Consider the following 24,548-nt stretch of genomic DNA (forward strand, 5'->3'; position numbering starts at 1 on the left):
GATCTAAAGGTTATGTTCCCCTTTATACTCTTGCTTGTCTCATGGTTGGCGTTCCGTGGAATTGGGCTGCTGGGGGTTGCCGCGCTGGCGAGCTGGTCAGGTGCCGCTACCTATGCCCTGGCACTCTTCTTCATTTTTGTCGCGGCTTCGCACTTCGCGTCAATGAAAAAGGATCTGGTGAATATGGTGCCGGATTGGCTACCCAATCCTCTGGCTATTGTGTATGTGACGGGTGTGCTGGAGGTTCTGGGAGCTGTGGGTCTGCTCTTACCAATGACCCGCATGGCGGCTGGCATCTGTCTGGCACTGCTGCTGATCGCGATGTATCCAGCCAACCTCAATGCCTCTCGTAAGCAAATCCCCCTACGTGGGAAGCCGCCAACGCCATTCTGGTTGCGTCTGTTTATGCAGATAATCTACATCGGGCTCTGCCTCTGGGTGGCCTTTGCCTGATGCCTCGTCTACAGCGGCATGGTGCAGAGTTTGAGCCTGCGCTATACCGCTGTAGGGCTTGTTCCACAGGCCGGAAAATTCAACACTTTTTTTTACCGACTACTTGCTCTTTCACACGTTTTTATTCCTAAATACCCCATTCCAATATTCACACATTTTTCGCAAAATTGACCCTAATTATATCTTATCTTCTTTTCTCATATCCTCTATACTAAATAAGATTTTACACTCTGTTCTGGTTCGTTTCGTAACCACTTCACCTCACTCCTTTGGGATTGCTGAGGGATGTTACACAGAGTTTTCGAGCAGAATCGGGAATGCTGCTCTTGCTATACAGCGCTGGTCTTGTAGACTCTAAACCTTGCTGCTTCACGCGCGGTTGGAGGATACATGCTCCTCTCGCGCGATGGTAATAAATCCTCTCTGCTCATTTGGAGAGTGATCATTCCCCTTTGACCCCAGGCCTGATCGTCCTGGTCCGTTTCCCCTGTGGGGCGGAGAACTCGGTCGCTTTTATCCCTATTCACGGAAGGTCATGTTGCATGACTGGGATGCCGAAGGGGCCGGAACCTTAGCACCGCCTCTCTTTTGAGCAGTTGTTAGGTTTCCACCCACAACGCCAGTGGGAATGCTTGCCACCATTGTGGAGCAGGTATTCTCAGTTCCTATGTAAGTGCGCCATTGCTAAACAATTTGTGAAGGGATTGACATGTTCAGGACGTTAGCTACGATCATCGCGCTTGTCGCGGTGTTCGCGCAGCACCGTAGCGCGAACGACAAGCGCAACGAGGAGAAGCCGGAAGAGAAGCGGTACTGCACCCGCTGCGGCAACGAACTCACCTCGGGTGGAGTGTGCACCAACTCCGATTGCACCAAGGAGCGCTAACCCGTTCCAGCTAACAACGCGATTCTGAACACACAGTGATCGGGGGTGGAGAGGGCTATCCTCTCCGCCTCCGATCCGTGTTTTATGCCCTCTTCTCTCCTGAGGATGTGCTGATTCATACATTGAGAGTGGTAGGGATTAGAGGCGTAACCAGAGGGGTAGGTTCTCGCGGAAGATCTGGAAGGAGTCGTCCTGTGGTTCGTATCCGACCAGGGCGCGGGTATTGGTCAGGTCCACACATTTGAAGAGATTGTCTGAGATACCATGCACGACGGCGTGCTGGATATTGGCGACCTCGATGCAGCACATGAGCAGGTGGTTCAGGTCGCGCGCGCTTACGTAGCCGGAGAGGTTGCGTGGGTCAGGGTAGACGCTCGACTGGTTGGAGCCTTCGCTCCGCTTATCGTAGGCACCGATACGGACTGCGATACTTGATAGCCCCTCTGTGTGCGCGAAATAGGTAGCTACAGCCTCACCGAAGCACTTGGAAACCCCATACATGTTCGCCGGGCGGAAGGGGGTATCCCAATGGGCCTGGAAATCGTCGGGATAGCCCATGAAGACCTGGACGCTACTGGCTGAGATGATCCGCTGGCACCCCTGGTCTTTGGCGGCGCGGAAGATATTGTATGTTCCCTGGATGTTGTTGGGGAGAAGTGACTGATAGAAGTCGGCTTTGGGATCGGGGTCCGCCGCGAGATGAATTACAACATCTATTCCCTGGCATGCTTGCTGGCATGCTTCCGGGTCGGTGATATCGAGTTCAACGACTTCATGTCCCCCCTGCGCTAACTCCTTCAAGGGAGCGGCGTTCTTGTCCGCCAGGCGAAACGTATAGTGCTCCGAAGCGGAGCGAAAGAAGGCCGATCCGATCCCACCCGCCGCGCCCGTCAATAAGATGCGCCTGGCTTTTTGCTCATTCATGCGCGTGATATCCTTTCATCAAAGAAAATGAGATGCTATTCACTTGTTCTATAGTTCATTCGCCTTAGTCTCTCACAATGAACGCACTTGCACAAGTGTTTGCATGGTATGGAGAGGAAATGCCGCTTCAGCGAGGGCTTAGCCCTCAAATCGGATATGCTCACCAGAGCTAAATTGCGCATGATAACGTAGCCCCTCTACTTAAAGTGTCACATCGCCACCAGAACGAGAGGATCGTTAGCGCGATATATGCCACTCACACAATGGCTGTCATCGCGCTCTAGAAGCGCATTCACGTATTTATTTCCTTCATTATCGTGAAGTGCTTCGGCGCGTATCAAATCATGCGAGTGCGCTAGATCAAGTGCGGATGCTGATATTGAGCTTGACCAGCGCTGGCCCTGCCCTCCGTATCAGCCTCACTTGACAAGCTTCCAATGCATTGCTTACACTTCATTCCATTGAAACGCTTCAATGGAGCGTGTTCAAACTACAGGGATGTGGTATTACACGACATCCCCTCTCATGACAACGGAAAGCGGGGAGACATCATGGAGCGAGTAACCTTCTTGATGAAGATCAAACCGGGAACGGAAGCGGAATATCGCGCGCGGCATCAGCGTGTCTGGCCTGAGTTGCTTGCTGATCTCAAGCGGGCCGGATGCCATAACTACTCCATTTATCTGCGTGGAGAGGATCTCTTTGCCTACATGGAGATCGAGGACTCGCAGCGCTTCCAGGCGGAAATGGCGCGCAGCGAGGCCGACAAACGCTGGCAGGCATATATGAGCGATATTTTGATCCGCGAAGTTCAAGGCGAGACGGGTCTTCCAGAGCCTCTCGAAGAGGTCTTTCACCTCGATTAAAGCATTCTTCCGTAGGAGTAAGGAGAAACCATCATGAACACATATTTTGACAAAGACATGGTTCTGGAGGAGATACGGAGTTTCAGAGTCGAGACGCCCTCATGGGGATATGGTGATTCGGGAACTCGCTTTAAGGTCTTCCACTGGCCTGGCGCGGCACGCAATTTGCGCGAGAAGCTAGAGGATGCTGCGATGGTGCAGAAGGTCACAGGCATCTGCCCCAGTGTGGCTCTCCACATTCCCTGGGATAAGGAGGACGACTGGTCGGAGGCTAAAGCGTATGCCGAGAGCCTTGGCTTGCGCCTCGGGGCCGTCAATCCTAATCTTTTTCAGGATGATGAGTACCGCTTTGGGAGCCTCTGCCACTATGATCCAGCGGTGAGGCGAGCGGCGATTGAACATATACTGGAATGTGTTGAAATCGCGCGTACCATCGGCTCCGATACTATTAGCCTCTGGCTAGCCGATGGCACGAACTATCCCGGACAGGACAACCTGCGCGCTCGTAAGCGTCGCCTGCGCGAGACGCTGAGCGAGATCTATCCGGCGCTCGGCTCTGATCTGCGCTTGCTGATTGAGTACAAGTTCTTTGAACCAGCCTTCTATCATACTGATCTCGCCGACTGGGGCATGGCCTCTACCCTGGCGCGGCAACTGGGTCCGCAGGCTAAAGTCCTTGTCGATACCGGGCACCACGCGCAGGGAACGAATATCGCGCATATTGTCTCCTACCTCATCGACGAGGAGCAACTTGGAGGCTTCCACTTCAATGACCGGCGCTACGCCGATGATGACCTGATTGTCGGCTCGCAGAACCCCTTTGATCTCTTTCTGATCTTCACCGAACTGGTTGCCGCCGCGCGCGAAGGGGTCATTCCCCGCGTGGATTACATGATCGACCAATCCCATAACCTTGAGCCCAAGGTCGAAGCCATGATCCAATCCATCCTGCATATCCAGTCCGCGCATACTCGCGCGCTCCTGGTCAACTATGCGGCGCTAGCCCAGGCTCAAGCGGCAGGTGACACCCTCGCGGCCTATCGTGTGCTACGCGATGCCTTCGAGACTGATGTGCGCCCCCTGCTCGCCGAAGCACGTGAGAGCATGGGCCTTGATCCCGATCCAATTCGAGCCTTCCGCGCCAGTGGTTATGCCGAGCGCGTTGCCCGCGAGCGCCCCCAGGCCGCAGGCGGTGCCAGTGGCTATCCCGGCGCGTAAGGCTGCATTCTGAGATCAGTCCGGCGGGAATGAAATACGGCGCAGGGTAGGGATTCTCCCACTCTGCGCCGTCCTTCATCCCTGGCTATCCTCGGTCACGTTGGGATTATTGCCAGGTGCTTGCTTCCTTGAAGAGCGCGGAGGCTAGCAGTGCGCAACGTGTGGCGATCTCTCTGGGTGTATAAGGTCTTCCCTGCTCAAGCCACCAGGTAATGGCTTCAACAAACATAGTGGATACCATATCTGGCACAAACTCGTCGGAAAATGCATACACGTGACGCCCATCAGGGAGGGCTCTCGCCCATGTTCTTTGACCATATCAGCCAGGGACGCGCGCATCTTTAAGACAAACCAGGGACTCCCCCTTCTACCAAGCAGGGCGCCATAGAATCGCTCATATTCCGCGATATGCTCGAAGAATTTTACCCAGGCTTGCGGAGGTCGCTCTGGCCCCATGTCTCCGGCGGCTTTCAGCAGGTTGCTCATCTCCTCCTCAAAAATCCGCTCTACCAGATCATATTTATCCTGATAATTGCGATAGAATGCCGCCCGGCTCACCATAGCTCGCTGTGTAATCTCGCCAATGGTGAGAGCTTCGAATCCTCGCTCCTCAATCAAGTCAACCAATGCCTCGCGCAGCAATTTCTGCGTGCGTCATCAAAGCAGCTAGCATTACCCCCGGCGACACGGTATTAATTACGGCTGCCGCAGGTAGCCTCGGCTCACAGTTAGTTCAACAGGCCAGAGCCGCAGGCGCGGGAACGGTAATCGGCGCGGCGCATGGCAAGCAGAAGCTTGAAGTGATTACTCAGCTTGGAGCCGACCTTGCCATCGATTACAGCGAGGATGATTGGGTAGCGCAAATACACAAAGTCACGGATGGCAAAGGGGCCGATCTGGTGCTGGATGGGGTGGGAGGAAGCATTGGATACCAGGCGTTCGAGGCGGCGGCCAGAGATAGTGGTCGCCTGGGTGTCTACGGATTCTCGTCTGGTAGCTGGACGAAGATCGAGACGCGAATACTAGCCGCGCATGGCGTCACCATCTTTGCCCCCCTAACCATCGCCTTTGCCAGGCCACCGGAAGAGGCACGCATCGATGCCGAAACCGCTCTGGCTGAAGCAGCCTCCGGGCGCTTAAAGGCTCTTATAGGCCCAACCTATCCGCTTGCGCAGGCCGCTAAGGCTCATGCCGCCATTGAAGCTCGCCAGACAACTGGCAAGGTTATGCTCATCCCCTAAGATCGCAAGGAGCGTAGCGCGGCGCTTTAGCCTGCGCCGCGCCACGCTCCCACACCCACCCTTCGTATGAAACCCACCATGAGCTTTACCCGAAGTGGAAGATCCCACCCGCGTCCCAGATCTGGACAGTGTGATCGTCGCCAGCAGTCGCGATCCACATGCCATCATGCGACCAGGCGACGCTATTGACAGTGCCATAATGGCCCTGGTAGATGTAGTCGAGAGTTCCATTAGCGGCATTCCAGATTTGCGCGGTGTGATCCGCGCTCCCAGAAACAATACGCTGTCCATCGGGCGACCAGGCGATATCGTAAATGGCACCGGTATGACCCGTATATATAGCTACATCCTTGCCATCGGCGACATTCCAAACACGAACTGTGTGATCCGCCCCGGCGGAAGCGATGCGCTGTCCATCGGGCGACCAGGCAACAGTATATAGCTTAGCCTTGTGCTTATTGTAGGAACTTACCTCATTCCCATTGTTAGAATTCCAGACACGTACAGTCTGGTCGGCGCTGCAAGAGGCGATGAGTTTGCTGTCGGACGACCAGGCGATATCGGTAACGGGTTGGGTGTGCTTTAAATACGAATAGACACTTCCAACTTGAGCAGGGCTCCAGACCTGTACACTATGGTCATCGCTGGCTGAGGCTATCCGCGCACCATTGGGCGACCAGGAGACACTATTGACTGGTCCCGAGTGCCCCGAAAAAGTATACAGGTTGTCTCCATCGACCGCGTTCCAGACGCGAACAGTCTGATCATTGCTAGCACAGGCTACCCGCTTGTTATCGGGCGACCATATTGTACATTTGATGAGATATTCTGGTTGGTCACGGTAGGTATAAATTGTACGTCCATCGGCGACATTCCAGACCTGCGCGGTGTGATCCTCGCCTCCAGAGATGATACGCGCGCCATCCGAGGACCAGGCGAAACTGAGCACCCCTGCATTGTGCCCCCGATAGGTAAGGCGGACGCGCCCCTGCGACCTTTGCTGAGTGAAGATAAGTGAGGTAATTCCCGTTCCCGCGACTCCAAAGACGCCCAATCCCACCAGCCCGGCGATTAATGCGCGCCTCGACCTCTTACGTGATTCTTTCGGGTCTTGTTTCTCAACCATCTGTTCGAGTTGAGTGGCCGAAGATTGTGGGCGGACGGCTGCTAGCATGCCTGTGAAGTTAGCATTGTGTGTGATAATAGCCTGTTCAAATGCCTCTGAGAAGGCCTGAATGGATTCAAAGCGGAGCGCGTCCTCCTTGGCAAGTGCCATATGAATGACTCTCGCCAGCATTGGATGCAGATTGGGTAATTTCTCGCGAATTGGTGGAGGTGGCGAAGAGATTTGTTGCTTTGCGATTTCCGTGGCGGTTCCTTGAAAGGGAAGTTCACCGCATAACCACTCATAGATAAGGATACCCAGCGCATATTGATCTGAGGAGGCGTGAACCTCACCCCGAATCTGTTCAGGCGACATGTATGCGAGGGAGCCTATCGCTCCCGTTTGCGCGCCATATGTCAGTGCAGGAATGCTGAAATCGCTCACAACGAGCTTGCCATGCGCATCCAGCAGGATATTTTCGGGTTTCAGGTTTCCATGCGCCAACCCATGCTCATGGGCATAATATAGACCTTGTGTTATCTGCCTGACATAATTATGAATCGTTGGGATGCCCAGTCGCTCACCCTGAAAGTGCCGCTGGCGCAGGGTTCCGCCCGGCGCATACTCCATCACCAAATACGGTTGCCTGAATTGAAGCCCCGCGTCTATCAGGCTTAGAATGTTTGGATGACTGAGACGAGCAAGCGCCTGGGCTTGTTGACGAACGAGATGCGTTCGTTCATCGGGCAAATACATACGCAGGGCTTTGAGCGCTACCCTGGCTCCGCGATTGATATGTTCCGCTAAGTAGACCTCAGCAAACGCGCCTTTGCCGAGCAGACGTACAAGACGATAGTTCCCGAGCTGTTGCGTGATTTCCTCTTTCACGCTTCTCCTCCTTGAGATTGACCTACAAGTTCGTCCCTACATGTCGGATACCAGATATTTAGAAAACACACAAATATCACCGCTTGTATGCTTAAAGTAGTGTTAAAAAATATACTGCTTGAATGCCTGCATCCTACTATATTAGAGCGTATATTACAAGCCCTAATTTACCTAGCCATGTTTAAATCTATGCCGTTCAATGCGGTCTAACCTCGACTGCGTTTGAGGCGTATATTACAATGATGTTTTTATATCTATATTGATGTGTAAGGAGAGAAGGCGTTTATGCAGAGCCAGGAAAGTGGCTATGAACCACAGCGACAAGCCTCGCAGCAGGAGCGCGCGGTCAATCGAGACCCGCGTGAGCAGGCTTCGTCCTATGCGGAAGGGGAACGGGTGGAAGCTCGGGAGCGCTCGTATGAAGAGGGCTATGCGGGAAACTATACACAGGATAGCTGGTTTCAGGAGGGTGAGAAGTTACAGCCCCAGGCACCCAGACAACGGAAAGCGAGCAGCGTCTTCGTCTTCATTGGCATTCTCTGTCTGGCCTTGATCGCGAGCAATGTTCTAGGTCTGTTATCTGGCTGGTTTATCTGGGCAGGAGTTCTGGTGTTGATCGGAATTGGCGCATACCTCGCTGTCCTCAACTGGCGTGTCACCACGCTCCCCATGCCCATGGAAAGCTTTACGATTCAAGAGCACGCGCGGCTAGATATTAATAATGTGGCTGGTCGCGTCACAATTCGGCGTGGCGAGGATAATGTCGTAACGGTCAACGCCATGAAGCGCGCCAGTGGTATCGGCATGACGCTCGATTCGATGAACATAGATTACCAGCAGCAGGGCGATACGATTGTGATGAGAAGTACCGCCGACACATCCTTCTTCCAGTTCGGATGGCGAACTTTCGAGCTTGATATTACGGTGCCGAAGGATTGCGATATCCAAATGAAGACTGGCATGGGCCGTGTCGAGGCGAGTGGCTTTAAAGGAGATATGCGCCTGCGCACAGGCAGCGGCGGCATGGAACTTTCGGACCTGGAAGGGCGCGTCGATGCTCGTACAGGTAGTGGCACCGTAAATGCCAATCAGATCAAAGGTGCATTCTTTCTCAAGACTGGCAGCGGACGCATCATAGCTCAGGAATTAAATGGGAGCGCCGAGCTAAATACGGGCAGCGGTTCCGTCTCTATCTCGCAGTCCAATCTGACGGGAAAAGCTACTATCAAGACAGGCAGTGGCTCAATTACGATTATGCAATCGACGCTCGCGGGCAATACTTTCGTCAAAACGGGTAGCGGTTCCGTTTCTTATTCCGGTGAGATTGATCCGCTTGGCACATACGAACTGCGCACGGGAAGCGGCTCTATTAATATGACGCTTCCAGCGCAGTCCGCGTTGACGCTCAACGCCTCAACCGGCTCCGGTAAGGTTATCAACGCCTTTGAAAATACGCAAGTAGATGGTCCCCGCGCCCAGGTCCGAGTGAGGACCGGCAGCGGCTCCATCACCGTCGTCAAAGTCTGATAGACAACGGCTATAAACGTAGGCGCAGTGCTTTTGCCTGCGCCTAGCCCCCTCTTACAACTTCGCGACCTCGCGTGCCTCCAGGCGGCGCGCAGACTCCGGATCATGGCTAGGCAGGTAGATAGTCGGCATTGACCGAAGATAGCGAAGGACCTGTCGATGTGTCTCCTGGTAAAGAGCCATATTGGTTGTCACGCCATCGGTCGCCTGGTCTAGAAGCAACTGCTGAGTGTATGACGTATCGCCCGCGAAGAAAAGGGCGTGCGCCCCCTCCTGCACGATCACCGATAGATGACCAGCGGAATGTCCCGGTGTCGGAACCAGATGGACGTCGCCCGCCTTTGTTAGCGTATAGCTACCAGTGAACGGCCCAAACGCCTGAGATGGAAAGTCAATGAGTTTTGGCGCGAACCAGCGGGGCTGATGCTGTGGCAGATAGCCGCCCAATTGCCCTCGAATACCCGCTGCCAGCTGATATTCAGCACGCGAGACAAGAATCTGGGATTTAGGGAAATGATGCAGCCCTCCAGCATGATCCGTATGCAAGTGCGTCATGACCACCCAGCGTACATCATCGGGCGAGATACCCAGGGCGCGGAGCCGTGGCCCAACTTCCTCCTCTGGCTGTACCCAGGCGCGTACACCAAGCCGATAATATGGGTGCCACCGGGGATAATAGCCCGGCTCCGCAATCCGAGCCGTCTCCCCTGTATCCACAACTATCACCCCTTCAGGATGCTCAATCACCCACACGTATATAGGAAGTGGGCTGGTCCAGACTGGATCGCGCATCGTATTGACGAGGCGCAACGTCCCATTCCCCCGCCCACTCAACTGGCGCTCTTTTACCGCGACAGTCCCTGTCTGAATAGCATGAATCCGCACGTTCGCTCTCCCATTCGCATTTTTAATTAATGACTCGACATCGATTACATATCATTGATTATATGTCATCAATATAAAACTGTCAAGCGATAGGCGTTGCTGCTTGCATCCAGAGACTGTTCACAAGTCGGCACAGGTTAAAGCTCTGTGCCGATCACTCGCCCCTCGATCATAATCACACGCGACTGACAACCTCCTCTGCATGCTCATAGCTCTTGAGAGTGATAGCATTGGCAGCCTCTTGCGTATCCCGCATCATCTTGCCACCGATAATACTCTTCCAGGGCAAGTACTGTAGCGCCCGAAGGACCTGCGTACGCAGCCAGATCTCCGACTGTGTCTGCGGTACGAAATCCTTGACCGCACCCGCAAGCTTCTGATTTACCGCGACATAGCCACGCATGGCCTGCTCATAGCGCGCAAAGGCTGTTTGGTAATCTCCTGAAGCCGTCACCAGTTCGCCCGCCAGGACATATGCACCCACAAGCGCCAGACCAGTCCCCTGACCAGAGGCGGGAGACGCACAGTAGGCCGCATCCCCAAGCAGGACCGTTCGACCACGTGACCAGTGCTCCATCTTAATCAAGCTTATCGAATCAAAGTAGAAGTCGGGCGCGACCCTGGCATAGTCAAGTAACCGTGGGATCTCCCAGCCTGCTCCCACGTATGCTTTAGCCAGGATTTGCTTCTGTTGCTCACTGTCATGGTAATCATAGGTCAGCGCCGGGGAATGAAAGAAGAAGAAGTTCATCGCCTTACTGCTGTCATGTGAACTGTACTGGCTCACGAACTTACCAGGAGCATAGTAATACAATTCCCAGTGATCGAGGTTTAAGAAGTTAGGAGTGGTGAAGATCGAGACATACGCGCCGAGTTGGTGAATAAACTGCGCCTCATCTCCAAAGGCTAGCTTGCGGACATTGGAGTGCAGACCATCGGCCCCCACAACCAGATCAAAGGTGCGCTGTATCCCACTCCCGAAAGTTACCTGGACCCCACCCTCATCCTCCAACATCGACGTAATGGAGTCAGCGAAAATGTACTCTACCTGATCTTGCGTCCTCTCATAGAGAATACGCGACAGATCGGCCCTCATGATCTCATCGTCGCGCTCGGTGCGCCCATTAAAGAAATCAGCGGACATGGTAGCAAGTGGCTTGTTATCGCTATTGACGAATGTGCCGCCTCGCATGGCGGTGCTGGCCTGACGAACATCTGCCAGCATCCCCATACGCTCCACCACATCAACCGCCACGCCGCGAATATCGACTTTATAGCCACTTTCTCGCAACGCCGGAGCCTTCTCTACAACCGTAACCTGGAAACCATAGCGACTCAACCAGTACGCCAGCGCGGGTCCCGCCAGGCTCGCGCCCGAGATAAGAACATGCTTGTTTTTCAATGCTTTTCCTCTTTCTTACAGACAAGAACACATAAGGATGTATAGACATAAATCAATAAGAACTATGCCTTACTACTAAGCGAATATTTTTCAATGCTCAGGTGATGAGGGACAATGAATGGTTGGGGTAAGATCCCCCAACCTCACTCTCTCTGGGGTAGAATGCTCTGCAAGAGGGCGCGCAAACCAAAATCGAACTCCCTCTCAGCGCTCCAATGCTCAAACACTGGAATCGCGGCACGTAGCGTAGGGTAACGATCTGGTGAAAGCCTCTGCCACACTGCCTTCTCATTGACCTCTTGCTCAAAACCAGCGACGGCAACGCTCCCAACATCGAAGAGAGCATGACCAATAATAAAGCCCGCAAAGCTATTAACAGCATAGATGGCATCGACGCCCTCCACACCCGCGCGGTGCAGGGTTTCCAGAAGCCGCTCAAGAATTGCCAGCGAGGCATCTGTTCGCAACTGGCGCGCCGCCACCAGAGAAACCGCCCTTGGATGAGCGCGCAAAACATTGCGGTACTCATGTGCGAAGTCCCATAGCTCCTGGCGCGGAGTGACATCCGTACGCTGTGGATAAGAGGCTTGCAGAAGTAGAAGCTCAATGACCCCATCCAGCACATCATCCTTGCCCTCGATATGGTTATAGAGCGACATCGCCTCCACACCCAGCGCCGCCCCTAACTTCCGCATATTGAACCCCTCTACCCCCTCATCATCGATCAACTTCAAAGCTGCCTCTAGCACCTTCTGACGGTTAAGCAATCGCCCCTTCTCGCTTCGCGCCATTGTCTACCTCCCTCTGGTGGAACTATACTTACTTTGTAAGCTTACAAAGTAAGTATAGTTCCACCAGAGGGAGATGTCAAGCATCTACGAAGACCAATATATCCGCAGGCTTCGGAATTGAGATTACCAGACACGCGGGAGCAAGCGATAGCGCACTCTACTCATGTATGCCTCGTAGCCTGGTAATTCGCTCCTCAGCAAGTTCTCCTCCATGACCGCACGCCTGGCAAAGAGAGCGCTAATGACCAGAGAGAGCAGCAGCCCAAACACAGATCCCAAGAGGAGGGCTGTACCTACCAGAAAGAGGCAGGCACCGGAATACATCGGGTGCCGCACAAAGCGATAGGGGCCGCTTGATACAACCTTGTGCTCCCTCTCCAATTGAATGCGTATAGTGGGCGTCAGATAGGCATTCTCTTGAAAGACGCGATAGATAAGCACAAACGAGCCAGCCAGGGCGAAAGCACCAACCACCTGAAGCCAGAATGGTATATGAGTCCAGTGATAACGCACAGCATCGAGCGGCATCAGAACCAGCCAGAGCGCTGATATCAAGAACAGCAAAACAAACATCCAATCCAGGCCACCTGGGCGAGGCTTAAAGATGCTCATCCGCTCCTCCAGCAGAGTCGGATTACGCCTGGAAAGCAGGCGCGCAGTCGCTACAACAAAGCCATAGTACAGGAGTAGAAATATCCACGCCTCTGACCATGCCAGCGTACCCGCCGCCAGAAAGAAAGCCAGGGGGAAGATCAATATCTGAACTATCCCTCCTATCAGAGTTTTCAAGGTAATTTTCATCTCCAAAACCTTTCTTTTAAAATATTTAAATCTAATTTTTATGCTTATAAAAAATAATACCATGGAGTTGTTGTAGTCGCAAGGGGAGAAGATGGAAGTAACGGAGAGGGGGATCACAAAGATGGAATTTGTGGCCCGATGCGGTGAGGTAATTGGCGATAAGGAGTGTCTATGGCAGAGGATTAAAGGTGAGCCCAGGCGCAGGCTGAAGCACTGCGCCTACATATGGAAGGGGCTACTTTCGCTCAGTAGATGATGGGTTAGGCTCGGTTGGCTTCGCATCTCCCTGATCGCGCAAGCCAACGTCAGCCAGCGCCAGCCTCAAGCGTTTCAGGCCGTTTGGGCCGAAGCCATGCAATGAAGCGAGCTTTGCATCGCTGGCATTGGCGACATCGCCCAATGTATGATAGCCCGCGCCATGTAATGCCCGCACAGCAGGCGCGGCAAGACCAACATCAGTCAATGGGGTCAAAGAATCATATTTCATAATGCCCGGTCTCCTCTCGTTTCTGATATCCAGGAATTCCCATCATAGCGGGAAGGGCAAGCAAAAAACTTCTCTAATCTTGCTCTCTTCTGTATCTAGCAAGCACGTTGGGCGTTCAGGCCATTTTGGCCTATTTGGGGAAATACTCCATTTCATTGATAATATTTAACAATTGTGTTATGCTTACTTCTGGAAAATAGCAATTATTATCACAATTTTATAAATTTTTCAACAATATGAAAGGCAAGGACTACTCTATGGATGCTACATTCTCTTCATCAATGAAACAATTGGCTGAGCGACGGGGACAATATGGCTTTGATGCCCCTTATGTGGTAATTATACTTGGTGCTATCGGCGCGGTTTTGCTGCTGGTGGGAGCACTCTTCATCTGGCTGCAATGGCTTGTCGTGGGAATTATCTGCCTGTTTTATGCCGCATATATGTTTCTCTCTGTGGCAAGCTATAATTATACGTAACTATTCAGGTTGTCTAAAAAGACTTGCATTGTACACAAGGAATCAGGTACGCTGTGCCTATGGACCGAGATGCTCAAATCGACTGGCTCATCCAAGAACTGACGAATGTGCGTCGTGCTTTGGATGAAGCCCTTCAAGAAAATGCACGTCTGAAAGAACGTATCTGTGAGCTTGAGCGCAAAGAGAAGAAAGACAGCCACAATAGTGGCTTGCCACCTTCTTCGGATCGCTTTGCGCGTCGTCCTCGCTCTGGACGTGAGCGCAGCGGCAAACGTCCCGGCGGTCAATCTGGGCATCAAGGCCAGACGTTACTGCAACGACACGACCCCGATCAGATCGTGGTTCACCGTCCAACGCACTGTACACATTGCGCCTTTGATCTACGCTTGGCGCCTGCTTCCCGCACCACTCGCCGACATGTGCTTGACCTGCCTTCTCAACCATTACAGGTGACTGAGCATCAGATCCAGCAGGTCGTCTGCCCTGGGTGTGGTGCGCTTTGCCAGGCTCATTTTCCAACGGGGGTCAGTGCCCCCGTGCAATATGGCCCCTCATTGCAAGCCTTGGCCGTGTATCTGAGCCACGTCCAACTGTTGCCTTATGCCCGTGTGAGCCAGGTTCTTGAAGATCTTTTTGACCATCGCCTTTCCGTTGCCACCATCGAGGGCTTTGTCATCCGTGCTCATCGGCGTCTTGAACCCGTTGAAGCAGCCCTCAAAGAAGCTCTTGTCACCCAGGAGGTCGTCCATCAAGATGAGACGGGCCTCTATGTCCAAGGCAAACGCCACTGGGTTCATGTGGTCTCAACGCCTCAACTCACCCATTATGCTCACCATCCCAAGCGGGGACGAGAAGCCCTTGAGGCCATTGGCATCGCTGCACGTTTGCAAGGGCTGAGCATGCACGATGGATGGAGCAGCTACTGGACCTACGGCAAGGGCCATGCCCTTTGCAATGTGCATCATCTGCGAGAATTGACCTTCTTCGCTGAAGAAGAGCATCACCTGTGGGCCAGTGAGATGAAAGTGCTGCTGCTGTTGATGCGAGAACTCGTTGCTCAAGCCAAAGCCCAAGGATGGAAGGCTTTTCCTGAGCACATGCAGACCATTCTCATTGAGCACTATCAGCAGATTCTTGAGCAAGGCTATCAATCAGTTCCCGCCCCACCTCTCGCACGGCCAGGAAAACGAGGCAAGCCCAAGCAACATCCTGCGCGTAACCTCTTAGATCGGCTGCATACCCATGCTGATGCCGTGTTGGCCTTCATGCGTGATTTCCGCGTGCCTTTTGACAACAATTTGGCCGAGCGTGATCTCCGCATGCTCAAGGTCCAACAAAAAATCTCCGGCTGTTTCCGCTCTGTCCACGGAGCTGATGCCTTTTGCCGCGTACGAAGTTATGCTTCCACCATGCGCAAACAGGGTCACCACCTGCTTTCTGCTCTGCAAACGGTGCTCGCTGGGTCTCCTCTCTTTCCTTCCTTTTCATGAACCTGAATAGTTACAATTATACAACAAGAAGTGGTAAATTTCAGGTCTGGGCGGGAATCTTAAGCGGCATTCAGCTACGAGGCGATGAACAGGTTCTCGACCTGGGTTGTGGTCGAGGGGCCGTCCTCCTGATGGCGGCGAAGTTGTTACCCACCGGAAAAGCCACCGGCATTGATCTGTGGAAAACCAACGATCAATCAGGCAATGCTATGGAGGTAACCACGCGCAATGCCGAACTAGAGGGCGTCGCCGAGCGCGTAGAACTCCATACGGCTGATATGCAAAAATTACCTTTTGCCGACAACACATTTGATGTTATCCTATCGAGCCTGGCAATTCATAATATTCCCGAAGCCGCAGGCCGTAGTCACGCCATCGACGAAGCCGTACGTGTGCTCAAGCCTGGCGGCAAACTTCGGATTGCCGACTTCCGCAACACGCAAGCCTACGAAAGGCGCCTGCAAGAACTTGGCATGCTTGATGTGAAGCACCAGACGCTTGACTGGCGCTTCTGGTACGGTAGCCCCTGGACAGCGACAAAGCTAGTGAGCGCGCGCAAACCGGCGTAAGAAGGATTGGTCGCGAGGTGTGTGATGTAGTTGCTACAAGAGGTAGAAGGCGGATACAATAACGGTATGAATATAGAATACTCTCAACACCTCGCAACCGCCCTGGAGCAGGTCGCATTACCGGAGGGAATCAACATTCGCGCTTGGCACGAAGATGATTTTCCCGCCATCCAACGACTCAGCAGCGCGGAAGGCTGGCCCTCGCCTACACAACGCCCCACTGAATCGCTACAGTCCTGGCAAAACTCCTGGCCCACGCTGGTGGCTGTGGAAAGCGAAACGATTGTTGGCTTTGTGCGTGGCCTTACTGATGGCACAATCAGCATGTTTATCGCCGAACTGGTGGTAGACACCCAATACAGGGGGCGCGGGATCGGGCGAGCCCTCCTCGATACCTGCCACTTCCTCTATCCGCGAACCCGACTCGACCTGATCTCCGAGGATGAGGCTCGCCCCTTCTACCAGGCTTGTGGCTTCCGATACATTCATGATGGCATGCGAAAAAGCTATGTGTGACCGGAAGCTACTCTAGGCTTCCATCTAACCCTTTGCTGCTATCTCCTGGTTGATCTCCCAGAGATTGCCTTCTGGATCGGTGAAGTGGGCTGTGCGCAATCCCCAGGACTGATCGGTTGGTGGTCGAAGGAATGTCACACCCTCTGCCTTGAGCGCATCATAGGTGGCGTTGACATCTTTAACGCCAGCCGCCAGAACGACGCGCGGCGTGCCATCTATCTTAAACTCATTTGGATCGGCACCCAGCAGGTCGGCAGCACCCGCGAGCGAGAGCAGGATCAGGTAGCGATCCTGCAATTTAAATGAGGAAGAATTGGCGTCACTTCCCGCGTACGGAAGCTTGAACACATCTTTATAAAAAGCTGTACATTTGGGCAAATCTCGGACGAATATCACCGTCGCCAGTATTCCATCGATCATGATTTTACCTCTCTCGCTTTGTTCTCAGTCGAGTCAGAATCAGAGTTCATGGACGCATCTATGCTCGACCAGAAGCAGTATAGCAGGCCCGAGAGGGTTAAAACTTCTCTAATCTTGCGCTCTTCCAATATGCAAGGAGCCAATCAGTGAGCATTTGACACTTCCAGCAAATTTCCATCAGGGTCGCGGAAGTATACAGAGGTCAGTGACGAGATCGCCCCAGTTCGCTCCACAGGGCCAAGAAGAATAGGAACATGGCACGCTTGAAGATGGGCCATGACATCTTCAATGGACAGCAAAGTTAGCAAACAGAGATCAGCGGAACCAGAAGTTGGATACTGAGCCTTTGGATCGATCTCTTTCCCCCGCAAATGAAGGTTGATTTTTTGATTCCCAAAACGAAGCGCCTTGCGCCCCTCACCGAATGTTATCACCTGCATGCCCAGAACGTGTGCATAAAACTCACATGTGGCCTCAATATCCCGCACCGTCAGAACAAGATGGTCTAAACGATCAATTTGCATATGATCTCCTTTCTTTATAACTATACGATTCCATTAATCAATACGAACACCTATATTCTCCAGGTCTGGACGGAAATATGTAGCCGCGTCGCTTCAGCAGCGGCATGTCCTTGGCAAGAAAACCACACTATGTGGCATTTTTCGCCCTTGAGCGATACATGCAGTGAAATCGCTAGCACGAAGTACTACTTAATGGGATGGAACCATGAACCATGCAACAACACTTGCACATGCCTGCCGGGAATGACGCATTCGCGGCTGAACTCTACCAGCGCTATGCCCAGGAGATTTTTGTCTACCTACGCATGCATACGCCAACACGCGAGGATGCTGAAGACGTGCTCATTGATGTCTTCCTGGCAGCGCTGGAGCAAAAGAATTTTCAGAAAGTGCCCATCGAGAAACAGCGAGCCTATCTGTGGCGGGTGGCACAGAATAAGGCGAACGATGTGTATCGTCGCCTGAAGCGCCGCCCGGTATCGCCTGTAGAACAGGTTGCTGACTCGCTCCACTTTGATGAGAATCAGGAGCCGGAACAGCAATTTATGCGTACGGAGAGCTATGCACTGCTGCGTTCGCATATACAGCGACTACCAGAGCTTCAGCGCAAATTGCTTCACCTTCGCTTTGTCAATGGATTGCGCAGCAAAGAAATCGCGCAAATTCTCAACAAACGCGAGGGCACAGTACGCATGTTGCTCTCACGCACCCTCAATACCCTTCGCTCCATCTATGAAAAACACTCAGAGGGATAGGCACTATGGCTACACCGAACGAACATTTTCATGCTAAAGACATCGACACACAGATCGAGCGATCTCTGGCACAGACTCAGACCAATGACCCTAATGCGCAACTGGTGACCGATTTACAACAGTTCTACCAGGCAGACGCCCAGGCGGATAGGCAATCGCTCAACTACGCCTGGCAACATATTCGTATGGGACATCGCTCGCAGCGATCCCATAATCCAGAAGGGAAGGTCATCCCCATGCATATACCTTCAGCACCCATCTCAGGTCAAACACAGAATAAAACACACTCCGCCTCTATCCGGCGGACCTTCTCGCTCATTGCCGCAGCCGTGGTAGCAGCACTGGTGGTTGGCAGTTTGCTTGCAGTGCTTTACCAAGCACGCTTAGCCCAAAACGGACAGGCCGGGTCGCCCACGCCCACCCCATCTCCCCAGGGTCATCCAGGCCAGGTTGTCTCTAGCCATAAAGTGAACGATGACACTATTATGGGATTACAATGGTCTCCCGATGGCAAGCGCATCGTCCTGGTGGGCGAAAATGCGCACATCTGGGACGCCACGACCGGAAAAAACGAGGTAACATATCATCCTAACGATGGAGGCGCGTATCCTATTCAAAATGTTGCCTGGGAACCAAACGGCAGCAAACGAGTAGCCATCGCTACCAAAACGGTGCAGATTGTGGATGCCAATACTGGTAAAGTTCTCGCCACCGGGCCAAAGTCACCTACGGCGAACGTCGGGAACCTTCTTACCAGTGTATTGACCCCCCTGCTTCCTAAGAGCCCGGGAAGTGCCATGATACGGGCAATGGCCTGGTCTCCTGATGGCAAGCTGATCGTTTCTAGTCTGAATGACCCCAACGCGATGTCTCAAGACCCACAGGATCACCCGATTCTCATCTGGAATAGCAGCACTGGTGCTGTTGTCAAGACACTGATTGGCAATACTGCCGATGCAGAGAGTTTAGCCTGGTCGCCTGATGGTAAGTATATCGCCTCTACTACAGCGAATTGGGATGCAACAGCGCGTGTTTGGGATGCACGCACAGGTAAGCTAATGTATAGCGTCCCCGCGAAAGCTTATGGAGCAACGTTGTCATTATCCTGGTCTCCTAATAGCCAGTATCTAGCAGTCAGTATGACCGTCCAGGATGGAAACAATGCCTCTGGAGAGATTAAGACCAAAGAGCAGATCCAGGTCTTGAAGGCGTCGACGGGCACACCTGTCATAACCTATCCCCTTTCCTTGCCAAACGCTGAACCGGTGTATTATCTCGCCTGGTCGCATGATGGTACGCGCATTGCCTCGGTTGAGAACTGGGAACAGACGATCACCAGTGGCCCACTTAAAGGCCAGCAAACACTAATCAACAATGTTACGATCTGGAATCCGATGACTGGGAAGGCCCTTTTCACCTATCAGGAAAAGAGTGGGGAAATGCGAGGTGTGGCATGGTCGCCCGATGATACACTGCTAGCCACCGCGAACAATGGTCGTTCTGTATCGTTGAAGCAGCAACCCAATGCAATCGAAGTGAAAGTGTGGAAAGCTCCCCGCTAAACAGAGGAGCTATGACCGCGAAAAGACCCGGAAAAACATGTTTCTGGGTCTCGCTATTTGTGCTAGCTGGTAAGCGGCTAGGCGGTGAAGATGCTCTGGGGAAGGAACGCGCCAACCAGGAAATTTGGGAGGTCCACAACTTCGCAGAGCTTCAGATCCACAGCCACACTACAGAGCATGTAGGCGTCCGCGCGCGAAAGACCATAGTTCTTTTGCAGGTGCTCGATCATATGGCGAATGGCCTTGCGGGTCGCCTCAAGCAGATCGGGAGCGATGCCGTCCGTCACATAGTAGGGAGCGGTATTGGTGCGGCGAGCAAGAGGACCAGCCGTCACGAATTGAGGCTCGTTGATCTTGAGGTCCTTACGCACCGTCAGGCGAACCGTGGCCTGCATGGGGGCTTCAATGGCCGTTCCGCAGACCTCGCCGTCACCCTGAGCGGCGTGCCCATCTCCCATCGAGAAGAGCGCTCCGGGGGCTTCAACTGGCAGGAAGAGACGCGCGCCCTTTGTGATGTGCTTGGTATCCATATTGCCGCCGTGGCGATAGGGCGGAATGGTCGAGAGCGCGCCGGGAGCGCCGGGAGCCAGGCCAATCTCGCCGCAGAAGGGCTCGACAGGAATGCGAATGCCAGGCGCGAACTCAGCCCAGCCCTCAGCGCCACCTTCGAGACGCCAGATCTTGAGCGCGGGCTCCGAGAACTCGTCAGCCAGCAGGCCAAAGCCTGGAATGATCGCGCTCCATCCCCAGTTCGCTGGTTGCAGATCGAGGAACTCAACCTCCAGCGTATCCCCAGGCTCAGCACCCGCGACATAGACCGGGCCATTGACCTGATCCACACGCCCAAAGTCCAGATTCTTGATCGCGTCAACAGTGCTGTCTGGGCCAATCTGCCCACAGGAGGAATCGGTCATGTCAAGCGAAACCGTCTCGCCGGACTCGATGGACGCGACCGGCTCAATGCTGTGATCCCAGGCCAGATGCCATTTGTCCCGATGGATATGAATTGTACGTGGATTCGTCATAGTTCGTTCTGCAACCTTTCTTACAAATAAATGGGGCCGCGAGCTTCCGCCCCCGACCCCATATATGTTACCACGTCGCTGTTGCTTCGGCGGGCTCCCCACGTGGGGAAAGCACAGGTTAATTTCCGCGCCTACCGATCAGCCCTTAGCGCCGGGTTACACATTACTCTTTGGAAGTTTCCACGCTCTCTTTGGTCGAAGTCGTCTCCTCGGTTGTCTCCTCAGCGACAGGAGTTGTCTCCTCGGTTGTCTCTTCGACAGGAGTCGTCTCTTCGGTTGTCTCTTCGACAGGAGTCGTCTCCTCAGCGACAGGAGTTGTCTCCTCGGTTGTCTCCTCGACAGGAGTCGCCTCCTCAGCGACAGGAGTCGTCTCCTCAGCGGGAGTTGTCTCCTCGGTGGAAGCCTCTTCCTTCGCCTCAGCGGCGGGAGCCTCGCTGCTTACAGCAACGGGGGCAACCTCCAGGTCACCCTCTTCGCCCTCGACATAGATCTTGTTGCTCTGCTGCAACTGCTCAGGAGCCGAGGAGTTGAGCCAGAGCACAATGATGACGCCGATGATCAGCCATACCAGCACGATTGGACCCGCGTACATCAGAGGAGCCGGGGCAGTGCCGGGAAGAACTGATAGTAGAGCACAAAGAGCAGGAAGATGAATGGAATGACTGGCACAATCACGTGGCGCAGGACATTGAACTCCGCGCGATGCTTGCGCAGGTAGAATACCGGAACCGAGACACATGTCAGCAGATAGACCAGAATGATGGGCAGGATCAGAATCGTACCCAGCAGCGCAAAAGCCGTGGTCGGATCATATGCAAAGGCCGGAACAAGTGAACAGACCAGGGCTACCGCGATAGACAGGAAGATCGCGATATCGGGAACCTGCTGCTTGTTCACATGGGAGAAGATGCGTGGCAATGTGCCAACACGACCCATCGCGTAGAGCACGCGAGTCGCAGCATTGACGCCAGCGTTGGCATTAGCTAGCGCACTATTGAGGATCGTCAGAATGACAATGATCTGGAAAGGACCCCAGACGCGCTGCGCCATCGTTCCCCAGGGATCGGCGTCGGTACCATAGGTGCCAATTTTGGCTGGACCCCAGCCCACGACCGCCGCGTAAGAGCAGAGGACATAGAAGAGGCCTACGAAGATGGCTGCCAGCAGGATCGCGCGCGGCACTGTACGGCGAGGATTCTGCGCCTCTTCCGCTAACGAGGCCGAAGACTCAAAGCCCGCGAAGGCTAACAGTACGAAGACGATGCCCATGAAGACACCCTGGAAGCCACCCAGGCCGGAGACCGCGCTATTGGCGGGATTGAACACCTCCAGGGTGTTATTGCTACCACCAGTGGCGATCAGCCAGATCGAGAGCACAACAAAGACGGCAATCTCAATCGCGCCCAGGATTACACCTGCGTCAGCCGAAATCTTCACACCGAAGTAGGTCAGAGCGAAGATCACAACCGCGAAGATCACAACCCAGGTATACCAGCCCAGTGAAACATGGAAATACTGACTTACAAAAGATTCAGCTGTGGGTCCCAGAACCAGAAGCTGGAAAGGCACGATCAACAGGTAGGCCAGATTAAAGAGCCAGCCTGTCAGCCAGCCAAGCTGGACACCCAGCGCGTTACTAACGTAGGTGAAGAAGCTACCCGCAGAGGGCAAATGCTTCGCCAACGAACCGATTGTCAAAGCGATAAAGACGCAGACGACAAGAGCGAGCAATGAGGCCAGGGGAAGCGTAATGCCTGTATTCGCCAGTGCCGGACTCAGGCTAAACGCAACCGCCGAAGCTGGAGCCATTGTCGTGATAGATTGAAATAATACCCCTGGAAGGCCGATGCTATTACGGCGAAGCTCTCCCTCCACAGGCACTGATGCTGAAGTCTCAGCAGACATAGCAGAGCACTCCTTTACTCTATAAAGAAAGAAAAAACAGAGAGAATAAATTATGAAAGCCCATCATCACACATCCACCCATATTAAGACACAGAACTTTATAGCCCGCGCTTACCGAGTTCCCTATTAGCAAAGAAACTCATATGAGCAGATTGGGTAAGTGAGTGGAGCATGCCGGTCGTATTCGTGACCGGCATGCTCCACCCACTTACCACCTGCGTTTTATAGCGGCATTCAGAAATCTTGAGCCCTTTCTATGTAGGAGCAAGCGCCGGATCTCACAGCTCAAGACTTCTGAACACAACTAGAAGAAGCTACTACATCTCGGCTTCCTGGACCTGATCCTGCCAGGATGCCTCACTGGTCGCGAAGATACTACCAATAGCGGAGGCAACCAGGCTCACCACAGTCAGGGCTGCGACCAGTAGTCGCCACTGGTCATTCGGGATTGTAAGGGCCTGCGAATAGTTCAGGGTAACCACAATAGCCACAACAGAGGCGATAGGCGCGATGACCACACTGCCCCAGAGAATAACTGAAGGGATCACCTGATGCGCACGGAACCAGACGCGGTCCTTAAAGTACAGCACGATCAAGTCGACAAACAGGAATATGGTCGATACAGCCCATACCAGAACCAGCGTCGCCAGACTTACAGCCTGCACATTCGCGCCAAGTTCGGCAGGATTAGCAATAGGGATGACATAAGGTGAAAGGAAGAGGACCAGCGTAAAGACAATAGCAATAACCGTCTGGAAAATAATCGCATTGGATGGCACGCGATGCTTATTGAGCTTGCTCAATGAGATGGGGAGCCGCCTATCAATGCTGGTCACCATGAGCAGGCGCGCGAAGAGGCTTTGATCCAGAGCCACGAAAATTGGGAAAAAGATAATGATACAGGTTGCCGCAATATTGCCAACTGTATGTCCGAAGACCATATCGATTGAACCAATAATCGAGAAATTGCCTAGATTGACAATGTTTGGTCCCTGGAGCACCATCAGCGCCATCGTGACCAGAAAATAGGCCCCCAGAACGAAGATACAGCCCCACAGCAGCGGACGCCCCGTGCGATATTTCTCGTTGGTCTCACCCGCCATGATAATTGGCACGTCCGCGCCCAGATAGGCCAGAATCACACTACCGAAAAGCGCGAAATTATCAGGCTTGATTGTCCAGCTATCAGGAGTCGCGAAATGGGTCGCGGAAGCATGGCCAGTAGCGATCCAGACCACTGCCGCGACTCCAAGGAGAACCACGATGCCATAGGTCAGCAAGGTCGCGATATTTACCATGTTCTGAAGCAGGCGCATAGGCCGCAACGCGAGAACACAGGCAAAAAGGAAAATAACAACCAGCACGACAGCTTGCTGCCAGGGCTCAGCTAGCCAGCCGGGATGCAGACCTTGAATGAATGTCAGGCCAATAGAGGCCGAACCCACGGTCGCGAGCACACCAGGGACCCAGAACGAAATACTTGCGAAAAGGCTCCAGAAGCCACCAAGCGCCTTGTGTGTCCAGTTATATGTCGAGCCTTCGTGTGGGAACATTCTTCCCAATTGCGCGACTGCGACGACGCAGGGAATAAAGAAAATAAGAGCGCCAATACCCCAGTAGACAAAGGACACAGGTCCTGCCGCGATGGTACCGACAGGATTAGAAATAAAGAACATGATCATCATGAAAGACATCATCATATCGAAATTGCCGGTTTTCTGCGGCAATGCTTTACGAGTATAGTCCTCAGACGCCAAAGGCTGAATTTGCCATCTCTTCATGGCTTTCTCCCATACATTGCTATGATCTTGTGCGAAACCCAGCCCTCA

At 53.4% G+C, this 24,548-nt stretch carries 26 protein-coding genes; 12 read left to right on the top strand and 14 right to left on the bottom strand.

Going from position 1 to position 24,548, the window contains the following annotated elements; genetic code table 11:
- Positions 1-12: 12 nt before the first annotated feature.
- Both K3T82_RS31240 and K3T82_RS31245 read left to right on the top strand, forming a co-directional pair.
- Positions 13-453, top strand: a complete 441-nt coding sequence (locus K3T82_RS31240; RefSeq protein ID WP_220197426.1) for a DoxX family protein — start codon at positions 13-15, stop codon at positions 451-453.
- A gap of 709 nt (positions 454-1,162) precedes the next feature.
- Positions 1,163-1,339 carry a hypothetical protein gene (locus K3T82_RS31245; RefSeq protein WP_220197427.1) on the top strand — a complete coding sequence of 59 codons (177 nt, stop codon included), beginning with the start codon at positions 1,163-1,165 and terminating at the stop codon, positions 1,337-1,339.
- Between the two features lie 138 nt (positions 1,340-1,477).
- Here the strand turns inward: K3T82_RS31245 and K3T82_RS31250 are convergent, their stop codons facing one another.
- On the bottom strand, positions 1,478-2,263 hold the full coding sequence (locus K3T82_RS31250; RefSeq protein WP_220197428.1) for an NAD-dependent epimerase/dehydratase family protein: 786 nt from the start codon (positions 2,261-2,263) through the stop codon (positions 1,478-1,480).
- Between the two features lie 551 nt (positions 2,264-2,814).
- On the opposite strand from K3T82_RS31250, the gene K3T82_RS31255 reads away from it, so the two are divergent.
- Positions 2,815-3,129, top strand: coding sequence for an L-rhamnose mutarotase (locus tag K3T82_RS31255; protein WP_220197429.1), 315 nt, complete (start codon positions 2,815-2,817; stop codon positions 3,127-3,129).
- 33 nt (positions 3,130-3,162) lie between these two features.
- Entirely contained in the window at positions 3,163-4,347 is a 1,185-nt protein-coding gene (gene rhaI, locus K3T82_RS31260) for an L-rhamnose isomerase (protein ID WP_220197430.1), read from the top strand.
- Between the two features lie 144 nt (positions 4,348-4,491).
- Here the strand turns inward: rhaI and K3T82_RS31265 are convergent, their stop codons facing one another.
- Entirely contained in the window at positions 4,492-4,965 is a 474-nt protein-coding gene (locus K3T82_RS31265) for a TetR/AcrR family transcriptional regulator (RefSeq protein WP_236031652.1), read from the bottom strand.
- Positions 4,966-4,973: 8 nt separating this feature from the next.
- Here K3T82_RS31265 and K3T82_RS31270 point away from each other — a divergent pair, with 8 nt between their 5' ends.
- Positions 4,974-5,588, top strand: coding sequence for a zinc-binding dehydrogenase (locus K3T82_RS31270; RefSeq protein WP_220197431.1), 615 nt, complete (start codon positions 4,974-4,976; stop codon positions 5,586-5,588).
- Between the two features lie 85 nt (positions 5,589-5,673).
- Here the strand turns inward: K3T82_RS31270 and K3T82_RS31275 are convergent, their stop codons facing one another.
- Entirely contained in the window at positions 5,674-7,581 is a 1,908-nt protein-coding gene (locus K3T82_RS31275; RefSeq protein ID WP_220197432.1) for a serine/threonine-protein kinase, read from the bottom strand.
- A 285-nt stretch (positions 7,582-7,866) separates the two neighbouring features.
- Between K3T82_RS31275 and K3T82_RS31280 the strand changes: the two genes are divergently transcribed.
- Positions 7,867-9,108, top strand: a complete 1,242-nt coding sequence (locus K3T82_RS31280; protein WP_220197433.1) for a DUF4097 family beta strand repeat-containing protein — start codon at positions 7,867-7,869, stop codon at positions 9,106-9,108.
- A 54-nt stretch (positions 9,109-9,162) separates the two neighbouring features.
- Here K3T82_RS31280 and K3T82_RS31285 read toward each other — a convergent pair whose 3' ends face one another.
- From K3T82_RS31285 to K3T82_RS31305, 5 genes are all read right to left on the bottom strand, one after another.
- Positions 9,163-9,993 (bottom strand): N-acyl homoserine lactonase family protein, encoded by an 831-nt coding sequence (locus K3T82_RS31285; protein ID WP_220197434.1) that lies wholly within the window; start codon positions 9,991-9,993, stop codon positions 9,163-9,165.
- Positions 9,994-10,168: 175 nt separating this feature from the next.
- Positions 10,169-11,395 (bottom strand): FAD-dependent monooxygenase, encoded by a 1,227-nt coding sequence (locus K3T82_RS31290; RefSeq protein WP_220197435.1) that lies wholly within the window; start codon positions 11,393-11,395, stop codon positions 10,169-10,171.
- Positions 11,396-11,538: 143 nt separating this feature from the next.
- Complete coding sequence (locus K3T82_RS31295; protein WP_220197436.1) at positions 11,539-12,186, bottom strand: TetR/AcrR family transcriptional regulator C-terminal domain-containing protein; 648 nt, start codon at positions 12,184-12,186, stop codon at positions 11,539-11,541.
- A gap of 123 nt (positions 12,187-12,309) precedes the next feature.
- Entirely contained in the window at positions 12,310-12,987 is a 678-nt protein-coding gene (locus K3T82_RS31300) for a methyltransferase family protein (RefSeq protein WP_220197437.1), read from the bottom strand.
- A gap of 235 nt (positions 12,988-13,222) precedes the next feature.
- Positions 13,223-13,474, bottom strand: coding sequence for a helix-hairpin-helix domain-containing protein (locus K3T82_RS31305; protein ID WP_220197438.1), 252 nt, complete (start codon positions 13,472-13,474; stop codon positions 13,223-13,225).
- Between the two features lie 257 nt (positions 13,475-13,731).
- Between K3T82_RS31305 and K3T82_RS31310 the strand changes: the two genes are divergently transcribed.
- The 4 genes from K3T82_RS31310 (at position 13,732) to K3T82_RS31325 (ending at position 16,528) form a co-directional block, all read left to right on the top strand.
- Complete coding sequence (locus tag K3T82_RS31310) at positions 13,732-13,953, top strand: hypothetical protein (protein WP_220197439.1); 222 nt, start codon at positions 13,732-13,734, stop codon at positions 13,951-13,953.
- Positions 13,954-14,012: 59 nt separating this feature from the next.
- Positions 14,013-15,443 carry an IS66 family transposase gene (tnpC, locus tag K3T82_RS31315; protein ID WP_236031670.1) on the top strand — a complete coding sequence of 477 codons (1,431 nt, stop codon included), beginning with the start codon at positions 14,013-14,015 and terminating at the stop codon, positions 15,441-15,443.
- On the top strand, positions 15,440-16,012 hold the full coding sequence (locus tag K3T82_RS31320; protein ID WP_220197441.1) for a class I SAM-dependent methyltransferase: 573 nt from the start codon (positions 15,440-15,442) through the stop codon (positions 16,010-16,012). Before tnpC ends, K3T82_RS31320 begins: the two co-directional genes overlap by 4 nt.
- A 66-nt stretch (positions 16,013-16,078) precedes the next feature.
- Complete coding sequence (locus K3T82_RS31325; protein WP_220197442.1) at positions 16,079-16,528, top strand: GNAT family N-acetyltransferase; 450 nt, start codon at positions 16,079-16,081, stop codon at positions 16,526-16,528.
- Between the two features lie 24 nt (positions 16,529-16,552).
- Here K3T82_RS31325 and K3T82_RS31330 read toward each other — a convergent pair whose 3' ends face one another.
- Positions 16,553-16,948 (bottom strand): VOC family protein, encoded by a 396-nt coding sequence (locus tag K3T82_RS31330; RefSeq protein ID WP_220197443.1) that lies wholly within the window; start codon positions 16,946-16,948, stop codon positions 16,553-16,555.
- A gap of 143 nt (positions 16,949-17,091) precedes the next feature.
- A complete protein-coding gene (locus tag K3T82_RS31335; protein ID WP_220197444.1) occupies positions 17,092-17,472 on the bottom strand; it encodes a VOC family protein in 381 nt (126 codons plus the stop codon).
- 212 nt (positions 17,473-17,684) lie between these two features.
- Between K3T82_RS31335 and K3T82_RS31340 the strand changes: the two genes are divergently transcribed.
- The gene (locus K3T82_RS31340; RefSeq protein ID WP_220197445.1) at positions 17,685-18,227 is read left to right on the top strand and encodes an RNA polymerase sigma factor; all 543 of its coding nucleotides are present in this window, start codon (positions 17,685-17,687) and stop codon (positions 18,225-18,227) included.
- 5 nt (positions 18,228-18,232) lie between these two features.
- Positions 18,233-19,789 (top strand): WD40 repeat domain-containing protein, encoded by a 1,557-nt coding sequence (locus K3T82_RS31345; protein WP_220197446.1) that lies wholly within the window; start codon positions 18,233-18,235, stop codon positions 19,787-19,789.
- A 77-nt stretch (positions 19,790-19,866) separates the two neighbouring features.
- Here K3T82_RS31345 and K3T82_RS31350 read toward each other — a convergent pair whose 3' ends face one another.
- The 4 genes from K3T82_RS31350 to K3T82_RS31365 all read right to left on the bottom strand — a co-directional run bounded on the left by K3T82_RS31350 (position 19,867) and on the right by K3T82_RS31365 (position 24,500).
- Positions 19,867-20,814 (bottom strand): acetamidase/formamidase family protein, encoded by a 948-nt coding sequence (locus tag K3T82_RS31350; RefSeq protein WP_220197447.1) that lies wholly within the window; start codon positions 20,812-20,814, stop codon positions 19,867-19,869.
- 163 nt (positions 20,815-20,977) lie between these two features.
- Positions 20,978-21,406: a hypothetical protein gene (locus tag K3T82_RS31355; protein ID WP_220197448.1), complete on the bottom strand. Its 429-nt coding sequence runs from the start codon at positions 21,404-21,406 to the stop codon at positions 20,978-20,980.
- A complete protein-coding gene (locus tag K3T82_RS31360) occupies positions 21,406-22,719 on the bottom strand; it encodes an APC family permease (protein ID WP_220197449.1) in 1,314 nt (437 codons plus the stop codon). The genes K3T82_RS31355 and K3T82_RS31360 overlap by 1 nt, the downstream gene beginning before the upstream one ends.
- Before the next feature lie 317 nt (positions 22,720-23,036).
- A complete protein-coding gene (locus K3T82_RS31365) occupies positions 23,037-24,500 on the bottom strand; it encodes an APC family permease (protein WP_220197450.1) in 1,464 nt (487 codons plus the stop codon).
- Between the last annotated feature and the right edge of the window lie 48 nt (positions 24,501-24,548).

Source organism: Ktedonospora formicarum (genome assembly GCF_016587355.1).
GTDB classification, from domain to species: Bacteria; Chloroflexota; Ktedonobacteria; order Ktedonobacterales; family Ktedonobacteraceae; genus Ktedonobacter; species Ktedonobacter formicarum.

What these genes read in the sequence shown, in the direction of transcription:
- K3T82_RS31240 (WP_220197426.1), top strand. Translation starts at nt 13, where the DNA reads ATGTTCCCCTTTATACTCTTGCTTGTCTCATGGTTGGCGTTCCGTGGA.
- K3T82_RS31245 (WP_220197427.1), top strand. Translation starts at nt 1,163, where the DNA reads ATGTTCAGGACGTTAGCTACGATCATCGCGCTTGTCGCGGTGTTCGCG.
- K3T82_RS31250 (WP_220197428.1), bottom strand. Translation starts at nt 2,263, where the DNA reads ATGAATGAGCAAAAAGCCAGGCGCATCTTATTGACGGGCGCGGCGGGT.
- K3T82_RS31255 (WP_220197429.1), top strand. Translation starts at nt 2,815, where the DNA reads ATGGAGCGAGTAACCTTCTTGATGAAGATCAAACCGGGAACGGAAGCG.
- rhaI (WP_220197430.1), top strand. Translation starts at nt 3,163, where the DNA reads ATGAACACATATTTTGACAAAGACATGGTTCTGGAGGAGATACGGAGT.
- K3T82_RS31270 (WP_220197431.1), top strand. Translation starts at nt 4,974, where the DNA reads ATGCCTCGCGCAGCAATTTCTGCGTGCGTCATCAAAGCAGCTAGCATT.
- K3T82_RS31280 (WP_220197433.1), top strand. Translation starts at nt 7,867, where the DNA reads ATGCAGAGCCAGGAAAGTGGCTATGAACCACAGCGACAAGCCTCGCAG.
- K3T82_RS31295 (WP_220197436.1), bottom strand. Translation starts at nt 12,186, where the DNA reads ATGGCGCGAAGCGAGAAGGGGCGATTGCTTAACCGTCAGAAGGTGCTA.
- K3T82_RS31300 (WP_220197437.1), bottom strand. Translation starts at nt 12,987, where the DNA reads ATGAAAATTACCTTGAAAACTCTGATAGGAGGGATAGTTCAGATATTG.
- K3T82_RS31305 (WP_220197438.1), bottom strand. Translation starts at nt 13,474, where the DNA reads ATGAAATATGATTCTTTGACCCCATTGACTGATGTTGGTCTTGCCGCG.
- K3T82_RS31310 (WP_220197439.1), top strand. Translation starts at nt 13,732, where the DNA reads ATGGATGCTACATTCTCTTCATCAATGAAACAATTGGCTGAGCGACGG.
- tnpC (WP_236031670.1), top strand. Translation starts at nt 14,013, where the DNA reads ATGGACCGAGATGCTCAAATCGACTGGCTCATCCAAGAACTGACGAAT.
- K3T82_RS31320 (WP_220197441.1), top strand. Translation starts at nt 15,440, where the DNA reads ATGAACCTGAATAGTTACAATTATACAACAAGAAGTGGTAAATTTCAG.
- K3T82_RS31325 (WP_220197442.1), top strand. Translation starts at nt 16,079, where the DNA reads ATGAATATAGAATACTCTCAACACCTCGCAACCGCCCTGGAGCAGGTC.
- K3T82_RS31330 (WP_220197443.1), bottom strand. Translation starts at nt 16,948, where the DNA reads ATGATCGATGGAATACTGGCGACGGTGATATTCGTCCGAGATTTGCCC.
- K3T82_RS31335 (WP_220197444.1), bottom strand. Translation starts at nt 17,472, where the DNA reads ATGCAAATTGATCGTTTAGACCATCTTGTTCTGACGGTGCGGGATATT.
- K3T82_RS31340 (WP_220197445.1), top strand. Translation starts at nt 17,685, where the DNA reads ATGCAACAACACTTGCACATGCCTGCCGGGAATGACGCATTCGCGGCT.
- K3T82_RS31345 (WP_220197446.1), top strand. Translation starts at nt 18,233, where the DNA reads ATGGCTACACCGAACGAACATTTTCATGCTAAAGACATCGACACACAG.
- K3T82_RS31350 (WP_220197447.1), bottom strand. Translation starts at nt 20,814, where the DNA reads ATGACGAATCCACGTACAATTCATATCCATCGGGACAAATGGCATCTG.
- K3T82_RS31355 (WP_220197448.1), bottom strand. Translation starts at nt 21,406, where the DNA reads ATGTACGCGGGTCCAATCGTGCTGGTATGGCTGATCATCGGCGTCATC.
- K3T82_RS31360 (WP_220197449.1), bottom strand. Translation starts at nt 22,719, where the DNA reads ATGTCTGCTGAGACTTCAGCATCAGTGCCTGTGGAGGGAGAGCTTCGC.
- K3T82_RS31365 (WP_220197450.1), bottom strand. Translation starts at nt 24,500, where the DNA reads ATGAAGAGATGGCAAATTCAGCCTTTGGCGTCTGAGGACTATACTCGT.